We start from the raw sequence: 22,873 nt of genomic DNA on the forward strand, positions 1-22,873 counted from the left end.
TAGCTCCCTTTGCTTTTTCTTTTCTTACTTAAAGAAATAACCCGTTTCAGGCGAGCTGGCATTGGCCATACGCTTACGCGGCATACGACCCGCTAAAAACGCTTCACGACCTGCTTCAACGGCTTTTTTCATGGCAGAAGCCATTAAAATTGGATTTTGAGCCGCAGCAATCGCCGTGTTCATCAGTACGCCGTCACAGCCAAGTTCCATTGCAATGGCAGCATCACTGGCAGTACCCACACCAGCATCCACCAGCACAGGAACTTTAGCGTTTTCTTTGATGATAGAAATGGTATGTGGATTCAAAATACCGAGACCTGAACCAATCAAACTGCCCAAAGGCATGATTGCAACACAACCCATGCTTTCAAGTTCTTGCGCAACAATCGGATCATCCGAGGTATAGACCATGATTTCAAAACCATCATCAATCAAGGTCTGCGCTGCTTTAAGCGTTGCTGTCACATTAGGGTACAAGGTTTTTTCATCACCGAGCACTTCCAGTTTTACCAGATTGTGACCATCAAGTAGCTCACGAGCCAGCATACAGGTACGAATTGCACTATCTGCATCAAAACAGCCAGCAGTATTCGGTAGAATGGTGTATTTCTCTGGTGGAATCACTGAAAGCAGATTCGGCTGATCGGCATGTTGTCCGATATTCACACGACGAATCGCAACGGTGACAATTTCTGCACCACTTGCTTGAATGGCTAAGTCGGTTTCATTTAAATCTTTATATTTACCAGTTCCAACCAATAAACGTGATTGAAAAGTACGAGAACCGATAATTAAAGGGGAATCTTGCATGGGCTTACTCCATTTTTAGCCAATTAGCCGCCACCAACAGCTTGAATAATTTCAATACGATCTTCAGGAGCAATCAATGTCTGCTCAAGTCTACTTTTCGGAATAATCTGTTGGTTCTTTTCTACAGCAAAACGTTTGCCTTCAAGCGTCAGGCTTTGAATGAGTTGCTGCAGATTTTCACAAGACGTGTCTGTTGACTCGCCGTTTAAATAGATATGCATGATAAATCCTTATTTCGCATGCTTGATCGCTTGCCATGCGAGCATGACCCAGCCCGCGATCATAAATGCACCGCCAATTGGGGTGATGGCACCTAAGATTCTAGGCAAACCAAGCGCCATAATGTACAACGAACCACAGAAAAAGATGATGCCAATTTGGATCAAAATATAAGGAATTTTTATCGGGAATGTTGCAGTGGTTTTATGTAGGACACCTAAAATCAGTAACCCAATCGCATGATAGAAAAAGTACTGGGTTGCTGTATTCCACCAAGCCAGTTGATCTGGTGTGGCAAAAGATTTGAGGCCATGGGCACCGAAAGCGCCTAACATCACTGCAAGCGCAAGATTAAGCGCCGAGACTGCTATCCACATAATGAGAATGGAACTAGAAACTTGATGAACAAAGTTAACATATTCGTGTGTTTAAACAAAGCTAGATAAAACAAAAGGGCATGAAAGCCCTTGTGTTTGATTTAATCTTAACTCGCAGACATGGCGGTTTTGATTTTTTCCATGGCATTTTTTTCTAGCTGGCGAATACGTTCTGCTGAAACGTTGTATTCTGCAGCCAGCTCATGCAAAGTGGATTTGTCATCATCTAACCAGCGGCGCTGTAAAATATTACGAGAGCGATCATCAAGCTGATCCATCGCTTCATGCAAGGCAGAAGTGCTTTGCTCTTCGTAATCTTCCTCTTCGACCAGGCGAGCCGGATCATAACGGTTATCTTCAAGATACAATGCAGGCGCTGTATGCGGGGTATCGTCATCATCGTCGCCTTGTGCCTCAAATGCAGCATCATAAGCGGTTAAGCGACCTTCCATTTCTAACACCTGTTCTGGTGTTACATTTAAATCGTTGGCAATCGATTGAGCCTCTTCCAGTGTTAATCGTTTGCTTGATTTCTTGAGGCTACGTAAGTTAAAGAACAGTTTACGTTGCGCCTTGGTGGTTGCAATTTTGACGATACGCCAGTTACGAATCACATATTCGTGAATCTCGGCTTTAATCCAGTGCACGGCAAAAGAAACTAAGCGAACACCCATATTTGGATCGAAGCGTTTTACCGCTTTCATGAGTCCAAGGTTACCTTCTTGAATGAGATCGCCTTGTGGCAATCCGTAACCTGCATAGCTACGTGCAATATGTACGACAAAGCGGAGGTGTGACATTACCAGCAGTTTGGCAGCATCAAGGTCTTGGTCATAATAATAACGCTCAGCAAGTTCTTTTTCCTGCTCGGCCGTTAGAATTGGAATTTGATTGACAGTACTGATATATGCACCAAGATTTACGCCTGGCGCAGACAATGACAGGGGCATCAATTGATTGCTGCTGTCAGTAGTCATGGAGTCTCCTTATAGGATGATATTTAAGTCAACAATTTCATCTTAATGCGAATGTTCTTCATCACTAAGGAAATTTGAGTATAGAAATGTAAAGTAAACTATTTTATCTTTACCAAGAGTTTAGCAAAGAATTACATAGATTCAATTAAATAGTGAAATTCATTATCCGAAATTTTTTGTGTCTGGCACTGAAGTTGCTGAATTTGGCAATATCGTGTTACATCAATTTCACTATGCGGATCAGATGATTTCAATAAAAATTGTTTTGAGCCGTCCGATTTTTTTAAAGCACGTTTTAACATCAGTAGCGGCATTGGGCAGGGTTGTCCCAGTGCATCAATAATTTCAGGGGAATTCGGTATACCAGTCATAATCATTTAAATTGTTTCATTCAAACGCATCTTAACAAATTTTCGCGTAATTTTTGTGAGAAAAATTCCATTAAAAAAACAGCTAAATTATTGAAAAAAACAGATAGAACCAATGGAAATAACTAAAAATAATCCTATTAATTGTCATAAACCCGTGATAAGCTCGATGCGTTTTAGGAAGAGTTTAATACAACATTAATGTAATAAACCCTATAACAAATGGATGTAACCGGAAATTGTTGATAGTTTTACAGAATGATTACAAGCTTTAAAATTATAAATATTTTAAAACCTTGTTGGCTCTGCTGTTTGCAACACCGGAAGGTCCTTATCTTTCAATATCTGAGGATTGACTTATGACAGCTCGTGAACAAGGCGTAGTAAAGTGGTTTAACGACACTAAAGGCTTTGGTTTTATTCAGCGTAATGGTGGTGATGACGTATTCGTTCATTTCCGCGCAATTATGGGCGATGGCCACCGTTCTTTACGTGACGGCCAACGTGTAGAATTCAGTGTTGTTCAAGGACAAAAAGGTTTCCAAGCTGAAAACGTTCAGCCTTTAGACTAATTTGTTGCCTTAACGCAATATAAAAACGCTCCAATGTAATTTGGGGCGTTTTTGTTTATAATAGCCACTTTCTTTTGGTCATTGATGGTTCGAGAGCATATATGACATCTGGTTTTGAAACCTTAAATTTACATCCGCAGTTGAAGAAAGCGATTGATGCTTTGGGTTTTACAAAAATGACCCCAATTCAGCAGAAGGTTTTAAAATATACATTAGCAGGGCATGATGCCATTGGTCGGGCGCAAACGGGTACGGGTAAAACTGCTGCCTTCTTGATTAGCGTGATCAACGATCTGTTAAATAATCCGGTTCAAGAACAGCGTTTTCGTGGTGAGCCACGTGCGTTAATTTTAGCGCCAACTCGAGAGTTAGCGTTACAGATCGAAAGTGATGCACAAGCATTAACGAAATTTTCAAATTTGCATCTGGTCACTTTGTTGGGTGGTGTGGATTTTGATAAACAAAAGAAAATGTTGGACCGTAATTTTGTCGATATTATTGTGGCCACACCAGGTCGTTTAATTGATTTTGTCGAGCAAAAAGAAGTCTGGTTAGACAAAATTGAATTCTTGGTGATTGACGAAGCGGATCGTTTGCTCGATATGGGCTTTATCCCGTCAGTGAAGAGAATTGTTCGTTTTTCACCGTTTAAAGAGCAGCGTCAAACCCTGATGTTCTCTGCGACATTTAGCTATGATGTGCTTAATCTTGCACGTCAATGGTTGTTTGAGCCTGTAACTGTAGAAATCGAGCCTGAGCAAAAGACCAATAACGATGTTGAGCAACGTGTTTATGTGGTTGCGAAAGAAGATAAATACAAGCTCTTGCAAGAAATCCTGCGCGAAGAACCGATTGATAAAGTGATGATCTTTGCTAACCGTCGTGATCAGGTGCGTCGTTTGTATGATCATTTAAAGCGTGATGGTTATCGTGTTGGTATGTTATCGGGTGAAATCGCACAAGATAAGCGTCTGAAGATGCTGGATCAATTCAAGCAAGGTAAGAACAATATCATGATCGCGACCGATGTCGCAGGTCGTGGCATCCATGTCGATGGTGTTTCGCATGTGATTAATTTTACCCTGCCTGAACAGTCGGATGATTATGTTCATCGTATCGGGCGTACAGGTCGTGCGGGTGCACAAGGCGTGAGTATCAGCTTCCTGTCGGAAGATGATGCTTTCTATTTGCCTGAAATTGAAAAAGCGATTGGTAAGAAATTGCCTTTAACGCGTTTAGAAGGGTATTGCTAAGTCTTAATATGTTTGATTAAGACCAAAAGATTGCTTCTAAAAAAAGGCCAAATCATTCCGTGATTTGGCCTTTTTGATTATTTAGTAAGATTTACTACCCAAATTACACAAAAGACTAAAGATTTTTTTATAATTCCTGTGATTAGTTGCTGAATTGAAATAAATCAACATGTAGAATATGGCGCATTACCTGGGAGGATATTATGGCTCTAATCTCAATGCGCCAGCTCTTGGATCACGCTGCAGAATATAACTACGGCGTACCAGCGTTTAACGTAAACAACTTAGAACAAATGCGTGCAATCATGCTCGCTGCGGATGCAACAAATTCACCTGTAATCGTGCAAGCTTCGGCTGGTGCGCGTAAATATGCAGGTGCGCCTTTCTTACGTCACCTTATTTTAGCTGCAATTGAAGAGTGGCCACATATTCCAGTGGTAATGCATCAAGATCATGGTACAAGTCCAGATGTTTGCCAACGTTCGATCCAGTTGGGCTTCAGCTCAGTGATGATGGATGGTTCATTGGGTGCAGATGGTAAGACACCAACAACCTATGATTATAACGTTGATGTAACCCGTCGCGTGGTTGCAATGGCGCATGCTTGTGGTGTTTCTGTTGAAGGTGAGATTGGTTGCCTGGGTAGCCTTGAAACCGGTATGGCAGGTGAGGAAGATGGTGTAGGCGCTGAAGGCGTACTCGATCATTCTCAATTACTGACTTCTGTTGAAGAAGCGACCCAGTTCGTGGCAGATACCAATGTCGATGCTTTAGCAATTGCTGTTGGTACTTCACACGGTGCATATAAGTTTACTCGTCCGCCTACAGGCGATATTCTTGCAATTGACCGTATCAAAGAAATTCATGCTGCATTGCCAAACACGCATCTTGTAATGCATGGTTCAAGTTCTGTGCCGCAAGAATGGTTAGCTGTGATTAACCAGTACGGTGGTGATATTAAAGAAACTTATGGTGTGCCTGTAGATCAGCTGGTTGAAGCGATTAAACATGGTGTGCGTAAGATTAATATTGACACCGATTTACGTTTGGCTTCTACGGGTGCAATGCGTCGTATGATGGCAGAAAAACCAAGTGAATTTGATCCACGTAAATTCTTTGGCGAAACTGTTGAAGCAATGAAAGAAATCTGTGTTGCGCGTTACGAAGCATTTGGTACCGCAGGGCATGCAGACAAGATTCGTCCAATTTCTTTAGAGAAAATGGTTGATCGTTACAAATAATTCATTTGTAACGCATAAAAAAATAGCGGCCAGTGCCGCTATTTTTTATGTCCTTTTTTTGCAAAAATAAAATGCCAGCACGCGGCTGGCATTCTACCTGAGCTTAGCTTACTTTTTTTGCTGAGCTTTAGAGTCTAGATTGGCGTCTTTGATTTCGACATAGGCATTGGCGCGAAGTTCACGCATCCAGCTGTCGACTTCAGTATCAAACTGACGTTCACCCAGAATTTGACGTGCCATACGTTCTTGCACTTCTTTGGTCATGTCTTGTTGGCGAGTGTCTGTTACTTGAAGGATATGCCAGCCGAATTGGCTCTGGAACGGTTGGCTGACTTGACCAACAGGAGTTTCCTTCATGACTTTTTCAAATTCAGGCACCATTACACCAGGACTAACCCAACCTAAGCTACCACCATCACGTGCTGAACCTGTATCATTTGAATAGGTTGCGGCCAAGGTTGCGAAATCATCACCGGCTTTAGCACGTTTGTATAGGCTATCAATCATTTGCTTGGCACGATCCAGACTCACTACTTCAGAAGGCTGAATCAGAATGTGACGCGTCTGATATTGTGGAACCAGTGCTTTTTGATCATTCTGTTTACGTTCAAGTAACTTTAATACGTGTATGCCATCACGTACGTTGATCAGTTCGGTTGTTTGTCCTACTTGAAGTGGCGTGATACGTGCTGCGAGTTCTGTCGGAATCTCTGATAATGAACGGAAGCCCATATCAAGACCATCGACTTTTACAGCACCGGTCGAAAGTTTGCTGCTGATGGCTTTAGGGTCATCACTGGTTGACAGTGATTGTTTGACCTGTTGAGCAATTTGTTGAACCTCATTGGTATTATCGCCAGAAATACGCATATGGATCACGTGAACCTGTGTACCGAGTGCAGCTTGACCTTCTGGAGATTTCAGGAAGTTTTCAACATCATGATCACTAATCTTGATACGTGACATGACTTGCTGTTGGCGTAAGCGGCCAATTGCAAGATCTTCTGCAACACGATTACGCAAGTTTTCATAAGTCCCAGGCGCGATAGCGTCTAACTTTTGCTGAAACGCTTCGAGTGAGTTGGCGCCAGATTGATTTGCAACTTTCAGCACTGCAGCATTTAAGGTTTTTTCATCCGCTTTAATACCGTAACGCTTAACCTGTTCAAGCTGGGCTTGACGGACAATCAGCTGGTCTAAAACCTGCATTTGCAAGTATTGTTGCGGTGGAACTGTTTTGTTTTGTGCTTTTAATTGATGTTCTGTTTCAGCAACACCTTGTTCTAAATCACTTTTAAGAATGACACTATTATCCACAATTGCAACAACCTCATCCGTTGGTTGAGCAAAGCTTTGCATTGATGAAGAAATTAGGGCAGCGAGAACAGTGGCTCTAAAGATATGTTGAAAAGGTTTTATCTTCATTAACGTTGTGTCCAAGATTGATTAATTTTGTTGAAACCTAAAACTCTATTCTCCAGAAGTGAAGCGAGCTTATTGTTTAAAGCACCAAGACCTTTTAGTGTGAATTCAGCCATAACCGCATTCTTTTTACGAACTCCCGGAGTATTTGGATCATCCAGATCGTTATAGTAAGAACGGCCATAGACTGACACAGCCCAACAACAAGATTCATAATTTACGCCAAGTAAATATTCACGCATCACGTTGTTGTCGATGTCGTATTGAGCATGCCCCATAATACGCCAATTGTCTTTTACAGGTTGTATAAAGGATGCAACCACTTGGTCATATGAATCTTGACGATCGGTAATCTCTTTGCGATAGAAATAACCTAAGTTATATAGATTGCCTTTATCACCTGTGTAGTAAGCTTGGAAATCGCGTTGGGCATTGTCACCATTTGACATCCAGGCGGCATTTGAGCTGATCGTAACGTTCTGGTTGAGCTGGCTAGACAGGCTGACGATAGGGCCGGTACGGCGTTGGGTATCAAACTCATCCAGTTTTTCATTTAGGCTGACACGACGATCACTAAAATAATAACTTTGTCCGACACTGGCTTTAATGCGTTCTAAACCTTCAGTATCTAAAAGGCTATAAGTGACCCCTAGTGACAGGAAGTTGTTGTCATCTAAGCGGTCATGACCATAGAAACGGTAAGGGTTAAATAATTGATCATAGTTAATTGACGCAGAAGTTGAGTCAAAGTTTGGATGATCATCCTGTTTTTTATACGGTGAATAAGCATAAAAAGCACGGGGTGAAATGCTTTGTAGATACTTGCCGTCTTTTTCAAAGGTCATCCCTGTAGCAAGTGTGAACTGAGGAACAACAACTGATTTTTCTAAATCATCTGAAGATGATAATCCGCGACCTTCTTTTGAATCCTGGTCGAAGAAGGTATTGATGCTACGAACAGAAACTTCTGGTACCACATAGAACCATGATGGGGTCAGGTAGTTGTATCGAACAGCAAACTGGTTATAGATACGGGTACCACTGGATTCTAGTGCAGAACCATCTTCAATTGATTTCTTGAAGTATGCGGTATCGTTATTAAATTCATACTGAAGACCTTGTGGATCACCAGTGACATAATTTAATAAGAATTGTGGCAATCGCGCGTAAGGTTTATCTGCATCTTTAATGGTTTTATCCAGTGTCTGGAAGTCTTCAACTTTTAATTGCGCTCTAAGACCTGGGATGCCATTGCCATAATTGAGTTCCCAGGCACGACGTAAATTTAGATCTGTACGAGTGTTGGGGTTGTTATTGAAATCTGAGAAATAGTCTTTATCTGATGCGTAGTTATATTCCAGATTGGTTGACCATTGATCGTTAATTCTCCAGTTGTGAAGAAAATGCAGGTCTTCACGGTCCTGGTCATCATATTGATTATCTTGAGCAATATAACCACCCCAAATACGACCTGAACCGAAGTTTTCAGTCATATAGCGGAATTCGGCATCTAATTTGGCACCACGTTTACTCATAAAGCTTGGCGTAAGCGTAAGGTCGTAATTCGGTGCAAGGTTGAGATAAACCGGTGCAGCAAGTTGAGCGCCACCATCATTACTATAGCCAAAGTTTGGGCTGAGTAAACCTGTGGTGCGGCGGTCATCGATTGGAAAGTTGAAATACGGGACGGCAAGGACGGGTACATCTTTTACGTAAAATTTTGTACCACGGGTCACACCACGACCTGTATCCTGATTTAACTCAATTTCTTTGGCCTGAATTTTCCATGCAGGTTTTTGTTCTGGTGGACATGCGGTATAACTCGCATCTTTAAAGATCACCAGATTCTCATTGGCACGTTTGATCTGGGTGGCATGACCATGTGCATGTTGTTGTTCGGAGATATAGAAACTGTTATTTAAATCCCCAGTCTGGGTCTTTAAATTATAGTCAATCGCATCACTTTGGGTGAGCAGGCCAGATTGCGCAAGTTGTACACGGCCTTCGGCATTGGCATGCGTTTGGGTCGAGTCAATCGTAACTTGGTCGGCACGAATAGTGCGACCTTCTTGATCAATGACTACGTTACCCTGCAAAACAGAGTCACCTGCTGGATTATAATGTCCATAATCCGCTGTAATCACGGAGGTGGTTGTACTTGCATCGCCTGCCTTGGTTTCGGGATTAATCGGCGTAACCCAAGTGCCTTGGCAAAAAGAGGAGCTTAAATAGCGGTTGTCGCGCAATTGTGCTTCTGGTGCAGATTTGTCTACGTAATATTGCTGGAAAAAACTTTCTCCAGGATAACTTTCCTGATCTTGCTGTCCTTGATTTCGAATGGCTGCTTTGAGCTGTTTGTTGTCAAGCGTAGAGACAGCATCAGCTGGTGCCGCGAAACTGGATTGAATCGAGCCGCCGCACAAGAGTGTCAAAATAGCTGTTGCTAAAGGATTAAATTTAAACTGATGTTTCATTGTCTCATTAACCAGTACGCTAATTCACAATTAATTATTGTCGCATCATAGAGAAAAAGTTGATAAGTGGCTACACTTAAGCTTTCAAAATCTCAGCTAGTTTTAGATTTTATTGCAAATGAATACACAACGTGAACAATTGATACAAACTTGGCTTCAAGCCACTCTCCAATCTGATCAGTTCGAGATCAACTTTTTAGCAGGAGATGCAAGCTTTCGTCGTTATGCGCGAATTAAGTTACAAAACAAAACATATATGCTCATGGACGCGCCGCCTGAAAAAGAAGATTGTGCACCATTTGTAAATATCGATGAGTTCTTTGACAAAAATGGTGTGCGTGTTCCGCATATCGTTGCTAAAGACCTGACATTGGGTTTATTGCTTCTGGAAGATTTTGGTGATGTGGTGCTATCAACATTACTGAATGATAAGACAGTAGATGAGTACTATGCGCAAAGCTTTAAACAGTTGATTGAACTGCAACAGGTGGATGGGCAGGCTCATTTACCGGCTTATTCTTATGAAAAGCTCATGACAGAAATGCGTTTGCTGACAGAATGGATGTTGCCTTCATTAAATATTCAACCAACAGAGCAGCAGCTAGAAACCATTGAGCAAGCGTTTGACTTTCTGGCAATTGAAGCGACTCAACAGCCACAAGTGATTGTACATCGTGATTTTCACAGTCGTAATCTGATGAAAATTGAAGGTGAACAGGAACTGGGTGTGATTGATTTTCAAGATGCGGTGGTTGGTGCGGATACGTATGATCTGATTTCGATTACCCGTGATGCCTATGTACAGTGGAATGCTGAACGTGTGTATCAATGGTTTGAAGTGTTCTATAACTTGTTGCCAGCTTCTGCCAAAGAAAATCGTAGTTTTGAGCAGTTTAAACGTGATGCCGACCTGATGGCGATTCAGCGTCATATCAAGATTTTAGGCATTTTTGTACGTCTGTTTGAACGTGATGGTAAATCAGGCTATTTAAAAGATTTACCACGTGTAATGTGGTACTTGCTTGAAGAAAGCCAAGGCTATGATGAGTTGAATGAGTTTATGCAATTTATCCGTGATGTGGTGATGCCTAAGTTTATTGCCAAATACGGTGATTATGAGGTTGCAGCATAATGAAAGCGATGATTCTTGCCGCAGGCTTAGGTAATCGCATGCGTCCACTGACGTTGCATACGCCGAAGCCTTTGCTGGAAGTGGGCGGAAAACCGCTGATTGTCTGGCATATTGAAAAACTGCAGAAGATTGGTGTCACCGAAATTGTGATTAATACCGCGTGGTTAGGTGATAAGTTGGTGGCCGCCCTAGGAGATGGTTTTCAATTTGGTGTGACAATCTTGTGGTCACACGAAGGTGAAGGGCTGGAAACAGCGGGCGGTATCATCAATGCCTTGCCATTATTGGGTGATGAGCCGTTCATTCTGGTGAATGGTGATGTCTGGACCACCATGGACTTTTCGTCATTACTGAATGTTCGGTTAGGAGAGAAGCAAGCGCATTTGGTCTTGGTCGAAAACCCGCCTCAACATCCAAAAGGAGACTTCATCCTGGCCAATGATTTGGCTTATACTTTTGAGCAAGAGCAGTTAGGGGAAGCCTTAACTTATAGTGGTGTGGCTGTTATAGCACCGCACATGTTTACTGGGCTAGAGCATGGCAAGCGGCCATTGGCACCGTTGTTGAAACAGGCGATGCAACAGCAGCACGTTTCAGCAGAAAAGATGCAGGCGATCTGGGTCGATGTCGGGACACCTGAGCGTCTAGAGCAGCTTGATCAGCAGATCAAGCAAGGTGCGTTTGCATAATAAAAATTGCTTTGTCTATCTTGGATTTGCCTAAGAAAAGACAAAAACTTAATGGATTGTGCAGTTTATCATGTCTGTAAATGATTAACTGCATAATCGTTCAACAAGTCCTACTGTGCCTTGTATCAGAAATCGGTATACTGCACAGCAAATTTATCGAGATGTTGCACTGTTATGCATCCTTTTTTTCAAGAATTAAAGCAAGGTAGTCAAGCTCTGGGTCTGAACCTGAGTGAGGACGCCCTAACACTCTTATTGAAATATCAAGATGCGCTGGTGCTGTGGAATAAGGCCTATAATTTAACGGCGATTCGTGACCCGAAAGAAATGCTGGTTAAACATTTATTAGATAGCTTAAGTATCTTGAATGATTTACCTCAAGGTCGTTTATTAGATGTAGGGACTGGCGGTGGAATGCCGGGCATGATCATTGCATTATGTCAGCCAGAACGTTCTTGCGTGCTGCTGGATTCGAACGGGAAAAAGATCCGGTTCCTGAAGCAGTTTATTGCTGATTTGAAACTGCAAAATGTCATTGCCGTTCAGACACGTGTTGAAAATGAAGATAGTATTGGTGAGCTTGGTCAGTTCGATGTCATTACAAGTCGCGCATTTGCGTCTTTGACTGACTTTGTCGATGCAGCACAACCATATATGCATGAGCAGAGTATTATTGCTGCAATGAAAGGCTTGATTCCAGCTGATGAAATTGAGCAAATGAAAAATGAGTATTCATGTAAGATCATTGAACTTCGTGTCCCGAGATTAGATGAACAACGTCATTTACTTTTACTTCAACGTATTCAATAAAAATATTAAGGGTAATCATGGCTCAAATTATTGCGATTGCAAACCAAAAAGGTGGTGTAGGGAAAACCACGACAGCAGTCAATCTTGCTGCCTCTTTGGCGATCTTAAAAAAACGTGTCTTGTTGGTTGATATGGACTCACAAGGGAATGCCACCATGGGGTCTGGCATTCAAAAGAATGATTTACTGTACTCGGTGACAGATGTGTTGCTGGGTGAAGTGCCGATTGAAACTGCGATTCAAAAAGCAGAAGTCGGTTATAAGGTTTTAGGTGCAAACCGTGAACTTGCTGGGGTAGAACTGGCCATTGCAGAGCAGGAAGGGCGTGAATTTATTCTGAAAAATGCACTGCAAGAAGTCGCTTCTGCTTTTGATTATATTATTGTTGATTGCGCACCAAGCTTAAGTTTGATTACGGTCAATGCTTTGGCTGCCGTGAATGGCGTGATTATTCCAATGCAATGTGAGTACTATGCACTGGAAGGCTTGGCTGACCTGACACAAACCATTGACCGTATACAAAAAGCCCTGAATCCAAACTTGGAAATTGTAGGGGTATTACGTACCATGTATGACGCTCGTAATGCATTGACACGTGATGTCTCTGCCGAGTTAGAGCAATATTTTGGTAAAAAGCTATACGAGACCGTGATTCCGCGGAATATCCGTTTGGCGGAAGCACCAGCTCATGGTTTACCTGTGATCTATTTTGAGAAAAGTTCTAAAGGCGCAGTTTCATATTTGAATCTCGCTGCAGAAATATTGAAGAAAAGTAAAGTGAAAAAAGGAAGTGCTGTATGAGCATCAAAAAACGCGGATTGGCTAAAGGTCGTGGTTTAGATGCGCTATTAGGTTCAATTCAGAAAGAGAAATTGCAACTTGAAGCACAGGCCTTGGACCATGGTCAACTCAAGCAGATTGATGTCAATTTATTAAAGCGTGGTGAATATCAGCCACGTCGCTTTATTCATGAACAAGACTTACAAGAGCTTGCAGCATCGATTGAAAAACATGGTGTCATGCAGCCGATTGTGATTCGTCCTGTTGAGGATGAACAGCATCCATACGAAATTATTGCGGGTGAGCGTCGTTGGCGCGCTGCCCAGTTGGCAGGACTGACTGAAATTCCTGCAATTGTCCGTGATCTGAATGATCAGGTTGCCATTGCTTTAGCGTTAATTGAAAACATTCAGCGTCAGGATTTAAATCCGATTGATCAGGCAATGGCCTTACAGCGTTTCCATGACGAGTTTGGTTTAAGTCATCAGGAAATCGCTGATACCGTCGGCAAGGCGCGTACCACGGTCAGTAATTTATTACGTCTTTTAAGCCTCGCAGATCCGATTAAAGACCTGATGCAACAGGGTCAAATTGATATGGGACATGCACGTGCCATTCTTGCGTTAAAAACCAAAGACCAGATTTCAGTGGCGCAAATCGTGATTGAAAAAGGCTTGTCGGTACGTCAAACTGAACAGTTAGTACGTGAGTGGAGTGAACCAAAACCTGAAAAGGAAAAGGCGCAGCTTTCTCCTGACATTGAACAATTGACACAGAAACTCTCAGAGCGTTTCGGAGCAAATGTCAAAATTGACCATAACCAGAAAGGTAAAGGAAAAATGGTCATTCACTATCACTCATTGGATGAGTTGGATGGAATCCTCAATATTTGTTTGCCTAACTAATATTTAGGATACGTCCTTTTATATTTTAAATATTATTGGGGAATAATATGTGGGAACTTGTGAAAGCGGGTGGCTGGTTAATGCTGCCCCTTATTCTGTCATCAATTTTTACGGTTGCGATTACGATTGAACGATATATTCGTTTAAAGCGATCACAAGTTTTACCTCAGGCCTTACTGGTTAATGCAACAGATGCTGACACGGTAATTGCCCAGCTTGAGCAAGATGGAGCTTTAAAAAGTCCACTCGGACGCATTTTAAAAGCAGGTTATGATCATCAGGCACAAGGTGAACAATTTGCACGTGCGCAAATGGAAGCAACTGCTTCACAAGAAATCGGCGCACTCGAAAAAAATATTAATTTTCTTGGGACTTTAAGTGCAATTGCACCTTTGCTGGGTTTGCTGGGTACGGTGCTGGGAATTATCGAATCTTTCCTTGTGATTGATGTGGGCTCTGCGGGCAATGCCAGCATGATGATGCCCGGCATTTCAAAAGCCTTGATTACGACCGCAGTGGGGATGCTGATTGCGATTCCTGCCATGATTGCCTATCGTTATTTTCAACGTGTCGTGCATGAATATATTGCAGAGCTGGAACAGCAATCGACTTTGTTTCATGCTGCGCTTTTCTATAAAAAAGCGTCTCCTTTACAAGAACACCGTCGCGCAAGCTGAGCCGAGGTGGCATCATGAAATTTAAACGTTCTCAAGTTGAAGATATTCATATTAATTTGACACCAATGATTGACTGTTTGTTATTTATTTTGGTGTTTTTATTATTATCCACGACTTTTAGTCAGCAAAGTCGTATAAATCTGACACTGCCTGATGCGCAAGGGGTTCCGCCTAAACAGTTCGATCATAAAATTGAAATCATGGTAGACTCCACAGGGCATTATTCTGTGAATGGTCAGGCATTATCCAGTAAAGATATTGCTGATTTAAGTACGGCCATCAAGCAGGTGGCACAAGATCGTCGCGATTTGATGTTTATTATTGCTGCTGATGCAAAAGCCACTCATCAAGACGTGATTCGGGTGATGGATGTGGCTGGTCAGCTCGGCTTCGTCAACGTCAATATCAGCACTAAAGTTCCAACTAGAGGTTTTACTGAGTGAATCAAGATTTTAAGGTTTATGTCCGCTTAATATCATATTTAAAATCTTATTGGGGCGTTGCCTTATTTGTCTTGCTTGGTTTTGGTATCAATGCTGCCACAGAAGTCTCTGTGGCAAAGTTGCTGAAATACATTATCGATGCAATTCAAAATGGTAGTCGAGAGAATCTGGACTGGTTTCCTGCGCTGATTGTCTTGCTCATGTTCTTCCGTGGCGTAGGTTTGTTCCTCGGTGGATATTTCTCGGCGGTGATTTCCCGTAGTCTGGTATTCAGCATTCGTCAGGAAGTTTATGCAAAGCTTTTAAGACTGCCAGCTCAGTATTATCTCGATAACAGTGCCGGTCATATCAGCGCAAAGCTGATGTATAACGTTGAGCAGCTTACCGCAGCATCTTCTGAGTCTTTGCAGACTTTGATTAAAGACGGTTTGATTGTGATTGGCCTATTGAGTTATCTACTCTATACCAACTGGCGTTTAACCCTATGTATCGTGGTTTTCATGCCGTTTATTGGTATTTTGGTCAGAATCGCATCGAAAAAGATGCGTAAGCTCTCGATTCAGGTGCAAAATACCATGGGTGATGTCAACCATGTGGTACAAGAAACCATTACTGCAAACTCGGTAGTGAAGAGCTTTACTGGTGAAGCGTTTGAGCAGAAGCGCTTTTATAAGTCATCTGAAGAAAACTTACGTCGCGGCCTGAAAATGGTCGTGGTACAAAATATTAACAGTCCAATCATTCAGCTGTTGTTGTCGATGGCGATGGCAATCATTCTCTGGTTGGCACTCCGTCCACAGGTGTTTGGCGATACCTCTGCGGGTGAGTTCATTTCATTCATTACCGCTGCGGGTTTGATCTCTAAACCTGTCAAGAATTTGACCGATATCAATGAAAAATTGCAACGTGGTCTGGCTGCAGCACACTCGGTATTTGAGTTATTGGATTTACCTGAAGAAGTGAATAATGGTCAGTTGAAGCCAGTTTTAAAAGGCAATATTCAATTTGATCATGCCAACTTACGTTATGAAGATGGTACCCATGCAATTAAAGATTTGTCTTTAACCATCAAGGCGGGACAAACAGTCGCACTGGTGGGGCGTTCAGGCGCAGGTAAGACCTCGCTGGTCAATATGTTGCCACGTTTTCAAGAGTTGAGCGAAGGTCAGATTTATTATGATGGCATTGCGGTCAAAGAAATTGAGCTGGCTTATTTACGCTCTCAAATTGCCACAGTGAATCAGCAGGTTGTACTATTTAACCGCTCGGTACGCGACAATATTGCGTATGGTCAATTACAAGATTCAAGTGATGAACAGGTGATTGCGGCAGCAAAAGCAGCCTATGCCCATGACTTCATCATGAATCTGCCACAAGGCTATGACACCATTCTGGGTGCGCAGGGCTTAAACCTTTCTGGTGGTCAGCGTCAACGTATTGCGATTGCCCGTGCCATTCTTAAAGATTCGCCAATCTTGATTCTTGATGAGGCAACCAGTGCACTGGATAATGAATCTGAATATTTTATCCAGCAAGCATTTGATGAGGCAATGCAGGGTCGTACCACGATTGTGATTGCCCATCGTTTATCCACCGTGGAAAATGCCGATCTGATTGTGGTGATGGACAAAGGCCAGATTATTGAGCAAGGTACCCACGCTGAGCTGTTGGCCAAGCATGGTATGTATTATCAATTACATCAACGCAATTTTGAGGAAGACTAAGCATGTCGATGGCGCAACGTATACAGGATGCTTGGAATGAACAGGCTTCATGGTTGGTGGTGTTGCGCCCACTGTCATGGTTATATCGATTGGGTTTCTGTACCAATCAGGCGCTTTATCAAAAGGGTCTGAAAAAAGTCTATAAAGCTCCTGTTCCGGTCATGGTCATTGGCAATATCACAGTTGGTGGTAGTGGTAAAACCCCTTTGCTGATTCAGTTGGTGAAGCACTTACAACAACAGGGAGTCCGGGTCGGCGTGATCAGTCGGGGCTATGGGGCTGAAGGCCCATTTCCGCTTTTGGTCAGTCAAACATCAGAACCGGATATTGCTGGCGATGAACCTTGTCTGATTGTCCAGTCGACTCAGGTACCTATGGCTGTTGGTCCCAATCGACAGGCTGCAATTGAACTCTTACTGCAAAATGAGCAGCTTGATCTGATTATTAGTGATGATGGTTTACAGCATTGGGCTTTAGCCCGCGATATAGAATGGATTGTGCTGGATCAGAATCGCGGTCTGGGGAATGAGAAACTGTTGCCGGAAGGTTATTTAAGAGAACCTAAATCACGCCTAAACCATAGTACGGTGATTGAACATACCAAAGCGGCACAACCTCGGCAGAATATGCATCTGGAAGTGGGTCAGCCTTATCTGCTAAATCCTCATATGAATACACCTTGGTTTGAGCCAAAACAGTATTTTAATGCGGTGGTCGGTATTGGTTTTCCCCAACGGTTTTACCAGACATTGAATAAGCTCGGGGTTGATCAGTATCAGGCGCATGAATTTCCCGATCATCATGATTATGAAATCGCTGATCTAAGCTTTGATAATCCCGATGCGATCATTACCACTGAAAAAGATGCTGTAAAGTTTAAGGCATTATTAAAGCAACATCCTGAATTCAATATTCCGATCTGGGTGGTCCCCGTCGAAGCCGTATTATCGCCTGACTGTTATGAGCTGTTAAAGCAGCAATTAAAACAGGTCGGGATTCAACTTTTTTAGAGATCTATCATGAAGCATATTGTTATTCCTGCTCGTTTTGCGAGCTCTCGTTTGCCAGGAAAACCATTACTCCTGATTCATGGCCGACCGATGATTTTGCGTGTGGTGGATCAGGCTAAAAAAGTTGCTGGTTTTGATGATTTATGTGTTGCAACAGACGATCCGCGTATTGCAGCAGTCTGTCAGGCAGAAGGCGTAGATGTGGTTCTAACCAATCCTGAACACCCCTCTGGTACTGATCGTTTAAGCGAAGTTGCGCGGATTAAGGGGTGGGCAGCAGATGATGTGATTGTCAATGTACAAGGGGATGAACCTTTATTGCCAGCTCAATTGGTACAACAGGTCACACAGCTTTTACTTGATCATCCGCAATGCTCAATGTCTACTTTGTGTGAACCGATTCATCAATTAGATGAATTTCAACGTGACAGCATCGTCAAAGTGGTGATGAATAAGCGTAATGAGGCGCTTTATTTCAGTCGCGCGACCATTCCTTATGATCGTGATGGCGCCAAGCAAGCCGTATCTACATTGCATACTCAGGCATTTCGCCATTTAGGTTTATATGCTTACCGTGTGAAATTATTACAAGAATATGTGACGTGGGAACAGGGCAATCTGGAAAAGCTGGAAAGTCTTGAGCAATTACGGGTTTTGGAAAATGGCCATCGTATTGCCATTGATGTCGCAGAAGCGAATTTACCCCCGGGCGTAGACACACAGGCGGATTTAGATCGTCTCAATACTCTACCTGTGAGTGCATTTGAATAAGATGATGGTCGATACACACACACAGACACTTTACCCCTGGCATGCACAGACATGGGAATTGCTCAGTACACGATTTCCTAATCTTGGTCACGGGCTACTCTTTTATGGCAAACAAGGCTGCGCCAAAAAAGAGTTTGCAGAACGTTTTGTCGCTTGGGTGCTTTGTTTAAATAAGCAGCCACAAGCGGCTTGTGGTGAATGTAGCAGTTGTCAGTGGCTGAAATCGGATACACATCCGAATTATGTACATATCACCACAGACGAAGAAAATAAAAAACAAAACGCAAAAATCAAGATTGAGAAAATACGCGACTTACTTCCTTTTGTGCAACAAACAGGGGAAGGCTGGCGTGTTGTGGTCATTGAACCAGCTGAAGCCTTAAACACGGCTTCGGCAAATGCTTTATTGAAAACACTGGAAGAACCTGGCGAGCGTGTGGTGCTGATTTTGCTGGCAGATCATTATCTGAAATTACCTGCCACCATACGCAGCCGTTTACAACACTTTGCGCTGGATCGTTTAAGCATTGAAGAGGCCCAGACTTTCGTAAAGCAGCAGATCCCGGAAATTTCATCGAGCCAAGTGGCCTTGTTATTGAATCTTGCCAATGATATGCCACTGACCGCGATTGAAATTGAAAAAAGTGACTGGCTGCAGAAACGTAACCTCTTTCTTGCCGACTGGCTGAAGTTGGTTGCGGAAAAAAACATGCCTTTGCATTACTCAAATAAGTGGTCTAAAGAGCTCAGTTTTTCTGAGTTTTTGACCATGTTTGAATATCTGCTGGGGGATTTGGTGAGTTTGAAACTCAATCAGTCACTTAAGAATGATGATCTGGATTTTAGTCAGCTGGGTGAGTGTTATAACCTTGAGCAGCTCTTTGCAATTTATTCCGACTTGCAACAGAAAAAACGCATGGTTGAGCAGAATGTTCAAACACAGCTGGTGATGGATGAATTATTCATCCAATTGATGAATGTTGCCTGATTCTTAACCTGCTTTACTCATGCTTAAGTCTACAAAACAGGGAAAGGGCTTATAGAAAATAAGCTGTTCCCTGATTTTTTGTGTTTGTGTAAAAATTGTATCTAAAGTGTAGATTGCTCTTTAATCCTTGATCAAAAAAGAATATAAAATGTGAAATACTTCACAATAATATTAAAAAATAAGGAATATAGAGATGAAAATCAAATCTATGGCGATTGCGTTGTCATTTGTGCTTTTACCCAGCATAGCGATGGCTGAACCCAAGTTCGTTTCAAATGTGAATGGAACATCTTTTCAGATTAATGCATCCAATGCGGGATCACAGGCTTATGAATGTGTGTATAGCTATTCTTTTAATCATGCCCGAGGTTCGGGCGTAAATCAGTTCAGTGGTAAATTCTATATTGAAGCTGGAGCCAATAATATTTCTGTTATTGCCAGAAATACTGATCAAATGATCAGTAAGTTAGACTTTGATTATAAGTGTACGGAAAAATAAACAAATCTATTTTTGCATGATTGAATTGAAAACCGCTGATCACAGCGGTTTTTTTAATCAGGTGCTTAAGTTTCTTGTCATTTCTTTTCAATTGTCATCTATTCTAAAACAATCGCGTGCATGATTCGGAATGCAGTAAATAAGTTTCATTTTATGTATTTAAACATAATTTTCCTAAACATCATTTGTTGTTTACTGGATTGTTTTCTATAATTCAGTCATAAAAGACGTATACATATTAAATGAACGAAGATGAAAGATGAAGCTATAAATTCGATAAATATCGTTTGAAGTTTTATAGATAAATCGCAGTACACGTTCTGTATTTTGATCATTCAGTATTGAACAGGGGAAAGTTATGCAACCACAAATGATGGGCGGAATTATACAGGTCAATATTCCAGATAAAGCGACCTTACAAGCCAGTTATATGCCTTTTGTCCAAGGTGGCGGTTTATTTGTGCCGACCAAGCAGGCAGTAAAAATGGGACAGGAGGTTTTTGTACTGGCAACACTGCCGGAACAAGCCCAAAAGATTCCATTAACCGGAAAAGTCATCTGGATTTCGCATAAACAGACGCATTTTAAGCCACAAGGTTTTGCCATACAGCTCGCAGGTGAAAAAGGCGTGTATTATAAAAATGAAGCTGAGAAATTACTGGCTGGATCCAAAGGTTTGGACCGTCCAAGTTATACCATGTAGTAATGAAGTAAATAGGATAGAAGAGTGTTTGTTGATACGCATTGCCATTTAACCATGCTGGATTTAAGTCCTTATCAAGGCGACTTGGATCAGGCACTGGAACAAGCCCGTCTTGCCGGTGTATCGAAATTCATGGGAATTTCAGTTGATCTTGAAGATCATGTCAAGCTGGCAGAAATTGCTGCACGACATGAAGACGTTGGCTATTCGGTGGGTGTTCATCCTTGTGAGGACGAACAGATCATGGCGCGTGCAACAACAGACTATCTGGTCAATCTGGCTCAGTCCGATAAAGTGTGGGCTTTGGGTGAAACCGGTCTGGACTATTATCACAGTACGGATTTTGTTGAAGAACAGAAACGTTGCTTTGCGCGACACATTGAAGCTTCAAAAATCGTGAAAAAGCCTGTGGTTGTGCATACCCGTGCAGCCAAGCACGATACCATTGATATTATTCGTGCAGAGCAGTCTACACATGGTATTTTGCATTGTTTTACCGAGGATTGGGAAACAGCAAAAGCTGTTCTGGATTGTGGTTATTATATTTCTTTCTCCGGGATTGTTTCTTTTAAAAATGCGCAGGACTTGCGTGATGTGGCAAAGCAAGTGCCGCTTGATCGTCTTTTGATTGAAACGGATAGTCCTTACTTAGCGCCAGTGCCTTATCGCGGTAAAAGCAATGAACCGAAATATGTTCCTTTTGTAGCAAAAGCATTAAGCGATGTATATGATAAATCGGTTGAAGAGATTGGCATGATTACAACACAAAATTTTGAAAATCTCTTAAATTTGAAATAAACGGTTTTTGTTGTACTAGGAAAGAGAGTTATTACGTGAAAATGGATCGTCAAGCTCAGTTTAGAGCACGAGAAGTATTAATTTTTCAAATCGCGGAGCAACTCCTATTAGAAAATGGTGAGGCAGGCATGACGCTGGATGCGTTGGCTGCCGAGCTGGATCTTGCAAAGGGCACGTTATATAAGCACTTTCAAAGTAAAGATGAACTCTATATGTTGCTGATTATTCGTAATGAGCGCATGTTGCTGGAAATGATTCAGGATACCGAAAAAGCATTTCCTGAACATCTGGCTTTCTTTATGTTGCACCATTTACATCATCCGGAGCGTACTGCGCTCTTCCATCAGATCGAAGAGCGGCTTTCTACTACTGGACAAGGCATTCAATTATTATTCAGTGAATTATATAAAGTGCGTAGACAGCGTCTGCGTATCATTATCCGTATGACCGAAAGTTATTTACTGGATATAAACAGTACCATGACGACACGTGATTATCTGGCTTCAATCTGGTCTTTGACCTATGGTGCAGCGGTGATTCTGAATTCGAGTTTTTATCAGCGCTATTTAGGTTCTCGAGACACTTTACGTGTTGCTTATATTGAACAGGCTTTGGCATTGCCGAAGCTGGTTGAACCTGTTCTTGCATAGTTGAAAAGCGTATGAGATCACCACAGCATTCGCAAAAAGCCTTTACCTTGATTGAGGTGATGGTGGTGATTGTGATTATGACGATTATGGCATCTCTCGTGGTTTTGAATATCGGCGGCGTTGATCAGCGCAGGGCCATGCAAGCCCGAGAGATGTTTATTCTTGATCTGAAGAAAATCAATAAGGAAGCGACTGATCAGGCCAAAGTCTTTGCCTTAAATACTCAAAATGCAACAGATGTCGCACCTTTTAGTTATAACTTGTTTGAATATCATGACCAGAGCCGTGAACAGATTCAGCAGGCTGATCGCACCTGGCAACTCTATAAAGAATTTAAGACCCGTCAATTGCCCAATAATGTTTCTTTAACGATTCAAAGTTTAGATACAGCAAGTTATAACAAAGCCAAAAATGAAGATTTACTGGGGGGTAAGGCTCCTCAACTCATCTGGTTTGGAAACGGTGAAGCGAAACCTGTTCGAATCCAGTTTTATTATGAGCAACAGCCGATTGGACATGAGTTAGAGCTGGATCATTTGGGTAAGGTCAATGAAAATTAAGTCTGTAACAGGTCTTCCAGAA

General features: G+C 42.1%; 26 protein-coding genes. 19 read left to right on the forward strand and 7 right to left on the reverse strand.

What is annotated here, in order from left to right; translation table 11 throughout:
• Nucleotides 1-24: 24 nt before the first annotated feature.
• The 5 genes from ACNQO6_RS06500 to ACNQO6_RS06520 form a co-directional block, all read right to left on the reverse strand.
• Entirely contained in the window at nucleotides 25-810 is a 786-nt protein-coding gene (locus ACNQO6_RS06500; protein ID WP_004639328.1) for a thiazole synthase, read from the reverse strand.
• A gap of 23 nt (nucleotides 811-833) precedes the next feature.
• A complete protein-coding gene (thiS, locus tag ACNQO6_RS06505; protein WP_005286303.1) occupies nucleotides 834-1,031 on the reverse strand; it encodes a sulfur carrier protein ThiS in 198 nt (65 codons plus the stop codon).
• 9 nt (nucleotides 1,032-1,040) lie between these two features.
• On the reverse strand, nucleotides 1,041-1,406 hold the full coding sequence (locus tag ACNQO6_RS06510) for a DUF423 domain-containing protein (RefSeq protein WP_440208440.1): 366 nt from the start codon (nucleotides 1,404-1,406) through the stop codon (nucleotides 1,041-1,043).
• Nucleotides 1,407-1,513: 107 nt separating this feature from the next.
• Nucleotides 1,514-2,383 carry an RNA polymerase sigma factor RpoH gene (gene rpoH, locus ACNQO6_RS06515; protein ID WP_343579017.1) on the reverse strand — a complete coding sequence of 290 codons (870 nt, stop codon included), beginning with the start codon at nucleotides 2,381-2,383 and terminating at the stop codon, nucleotides 1,514-1,516.
• A 131-nt stretch (nucleotides 2,384-2,514) separates the two neighbouring features.
• Complete coding sequence (locus ACNQO6_RS06520; protein WP_440208716.1) at nucleotides 2,515-2,754, reverse strand: sulfurtransferase TusA family protein; 240 nt, start codon at nucleotides 2,752-2,754, stop codon at nucleotides 2,515-2,517.
• A gap of 356 nt (nucleotides 2,755-3,110) precedes the next feature.
• Here ACNQO6_RS06520 and ACNQO6_RS06525 point away from each other — a divergent pair, with 356 nt between their 5' ends.
• The 3 genes from ACNQO6_RS06525 to fba all read left to right on the forward strand — a co-directional run bounded on the left by ACNQO6_RS06525 (nucleotide 3,111) and on the right by fba (nucleotide 5,817).
• Entirely contained in the window at nucleotides 3,111-3,323 is a 213-nt protein-coding gene (locus tag ACNQO6_RS06525) for a cold-shock protein (protein WP_004653893.1), read from the forward strand.
• A gap of 101 nt (nucleotides 3,324-3,424) precedes the next feature.
• The gene (rhlB, locus tag ACNQO6_RS06530; RefSeq protein WP_343579015.1) at nucleotides 3,425-4,576 is read left to right on the forward strand and encodes an ATP-dependent RNA helicase RhlB; all 1,152 of its coding nucleotides are present in this window, start codon (nucleotides 3,425-3,427) and stop codon (nucleotides 4,574-4,576) included.
• A gap of 203 nt (nucleotides 4,577-4,779) precedes the next feature.
• Nucleotides 4,780-5,817: a class II fructose-bisphosphate aldolase gene (gene fba / locus ACNQO6_RS06535; RefSeq protein ID WP_005230849.1), complete on the forward strand. Its 1,038-nt coding sequence runs from the start codon at nucleotides 4,780-4,782 to the stop codon at nucleotides 5,815-5,817.
• Between the two features lie 108 nt (nucleotides 5,818-5,925).
• Here the strand turns inward: fba and ACNQO6_RS06540 are convergent, their stop codons facing one another.
• On the reverse strand, nucleotides 5,926-7,242 hold the full coding sequence (locus ACNQO6_RS06540) for a peptidylprolyl isomerase (protein ID WP_343579014.1): 1,317 nt from the start codon (nucleotides 7,240-7,242) through the stop codon (nucleotides 5,926-5,928).
• The gene (locus ACNQO6_RS06545) at nucleotides 7,242-9,713 is read right to left on the reverse strand and encodes an LPS-assembly protein LptD (protein WP_343579013.1); all 2,472 of its coding nucleotides are present in this window, start codon (nucleotides 9,711-9,713) and stop codon (nucleotides 7,242-7,244) included. Before ACNQO6_RS06545 ends, ACNQO6_RS06540 begins: the two co-directional genes overlap by 1 nt.
• 118 nt (nucleotides 9,714-9,831) lie before the next feature.
• Here ACNQO6_RS06545 and ACNQO6_RS06550 point away from each other — a divergent pair, with 118 nt between their 5' ends.
• The 16 genes from ACNQO6_RS06550 to ACNQO6_RS06625 all read left to right on the forward strand — a co-directional run bounded on the left by ACNQO6_RS06550 (nucleotide 9,832) and on the right by ACNQO6_RS06625 (nucleotide 22,851).
• The gene (locus ACNQO6_RS06550) at nucleotides 9,832-10,845 is read left to right on the forward strand and encodes an aminoglycoside phosphotransferase family protein (protein ID WP_440208441.1); all 1,014 of its coding nucleotides are present in this window, start codon (nucleotides 9,832-9,834) and stop codon (nucleotides 10,843-10,845) included.
• Entirely contained in the window at nucleotides 10,845-11,534 is a 690-nt protein-coding gene (murU, locus tag ACNQO6_RS06555) for an N-acetylmuramate alpha-1-phosphate uridylyltransferase MurU (RefSeq protein ID WP_440208442.1), read from the forward strand. Before ACNQO6_RS06550 ends, murU begins: the two co-directional genes overlap by 1 nt.
• Before the next feature lie 174 nt (nucleotides 11,535-11,708).
• The gene (gene rsmG, locus ACNQO6_RS06560; protein ID WP_343579010.1) at nucleotides 11,709-12,344 is read left to right on the forward strand and encodes a 16S rRNA (guanine(527)-N(7))-methyltransferase RsmG; all 636 of its coding nucleotides are present in this window, start codon (nucleotides 11,709-11,711) and stop codon (nucleotides 12,342-12,344) included.
• Nucleotides 12,345-12,361: 17 nt separating this feature from the next.
• On the forward strand, nucleotides 12,362-13,144 hold the full coding sequence (locus tag ACNQO6_RS06565) for a ParA family protein (protein WP_005230839.1): 783 nt from the start codon (nucleotides 12,362-12,364) through the stop codon (nucleotides 13,142-13,144).
• Nucleotides 13,141-14,028 carry a ParB/RepB/Spo0J family partition protein gene (locus tag ACNQO6_RS06570; RefSeq protein WP_032869404.1) on the forward strand — a complete coding sequence of 296 codons (888 nt, stop codon included), beginning with the start codon at nucleotides 13,141-13,143 and terminating at the stop codon, nucleotides 14,026-14,028. The genes ACNQO6_RS06565 and ACNQO6_RS06570 overlap by 4 nt, the downstream gene beginning before the upstream one ends.
• Nucleotides 14,029-14,075: 47 nt before the next feature.
• A complete protein-coding gene (locus ACNQO6_RS06575) occupies nucleotides 14,076-14,705 on the forward strand; it encodes a MotA/TolQ/ExbB proton channel family protein (RefSeq protein WP_440208443.1) in 630 nt (209 codons plus the stop codon).
• Nucleotides 14,706-14,719: 14 nt separating this feature from the next.
• Nucleotides 14,720-15,148, forward strand: coding sequence for an ExbD/TolR family protein (locus ACNQO6_RS06580; protein WP_005230836.1), 429 nt, complete (start codon nucleotides 14,720-14,722; stop codon nucleotides 15,146-15,148).
• Nucleotides 15,145-16,872, forward strand: coding sequence for a lipid A export permease/ATP-binding protein MsbA (gene msbA / locus ACNQO6_RS06585; RefSeq protein WP_440208444.1), 1,728 nt, complete (start codon nucleotides 15,145-15,147; stop codon nucleotides 16,870-16,872). The genes ACNQO6_RS06580 and msbA overlap by 4 nt, the downstream gene beginning before the upstream one ends.
• Nucleotides 16,873-16,874: 2 nt before the next feature.
• Complete coding sequence (gene lpxK / locus ACNQO6_RS06590) at nucleotides 16,875-17,882, forward strand: tetraacyldisaccharide 4'-kinase (protein WP_440208445.1); 1,008 nt, start codon at nucleotides 16,875-16,877, stop codon at nucleotides 17,880-17,882.
• Between the two features lie 9 nt (nucleotides 17,883-17,891).
• Entirely contained in the window at nucleotides 17,892-18,653 is a 762-nt protein-coding gene (gene kdsB / locus ACNQO6_RS06595; RefSeq protein ID WP_343579007.1) for a 3-deoxy-manno-octulosonate cytidylyltransferase, read from the forward strand.
• A 4-nt stretch (nucleotides 18,654-18,657) separates the two neighbouring features.
• Nucleotides 18,658-19,641 carry a DNA polymerase III subunit delta' gene (locus tag ACNQO6_RS06600; RefSeq protein WP_440208717.1) on the forward strand — a complete coding sequence of 328 codons (984 nt, stop codon included), beginning with the start codon at nucleotides 18,658-18,660 and terminating at the stop codon, nucleotides 19,639-19,641.
• Between the two features lie 193 nt (nucleotides 19,642-19,834).
• Complete coding sequence (locus tag ACNQO6_RS06605; protein WP_343579006.1) at nucleotides 19,835-20,140, forward strand: hypothetical protein; 306 nt, start codon at nucleotides 19,835-19,837, stop codon at nucleotides 20,138-20,140.
• A gap of 358 nt (nucleotides 20,141-20,498) precedes the next feature.
• Nucleotides 20,499-20,843, forward strand: coding sequence for a PilZ domain-containing protein (locus ACNQO6_RS06610; RefSeq protein WP_009512599.1), 345 nt, complete (start codon nucleotides 20,499-20,501; stop codon nucleotides 20,841-20,843).
• Nucleotides 20,844-20,867: 24 nt separating this feature from the next.
• A complete protein-coding gene (locus ACNQO6_RS06615) occupies nucleotides 20,868-21,641 on the forward strand; it encodes a TatD family hydrolase (RefSeq protein ID WP_440208446.1) in 774 nt (257 codons plus the stop codon).
• A gap of 41 nt (nucleotides 21,642-21,682) precedes the next feature.
• A complete protein-coding gene (locus ACNQO6_RS06620) occupies nucleotides 21,683-22,291 on the forward strand; it encodes a TetR/AcrR family transcriptional regulator (protein WP_005230824.1) in 609 nt (202 codons plus the stop codon).
• 11 nt (nucleotides 22,292-22,302) lie between these two features.
• On the forward strand, nucleotides 22,303-22,851 hold the full coding sequence (locus ACNQO6_RS06625; RefSeq protein WP_005286249.1) for a pilus assembly FimT family protein: 549 nt from the start codon (nucleotides 22,303-22,305) through the stop codon (nucleotides 22,849-22,851).
• The last annotated feature ends 22 nt before the right edge of the window (nucleotides 22,852-22,873 follow it).

The organism is Acinetobacter calcoaceticus (genome assembly GCF_051947995.1).
In the GTDB taxonomy this organism is placed as follows: Bacteria; Pseudomonadota; Gammaproteobacteria; order Pseudomonadales; family Moraxellaceae; genus Acinetobacter.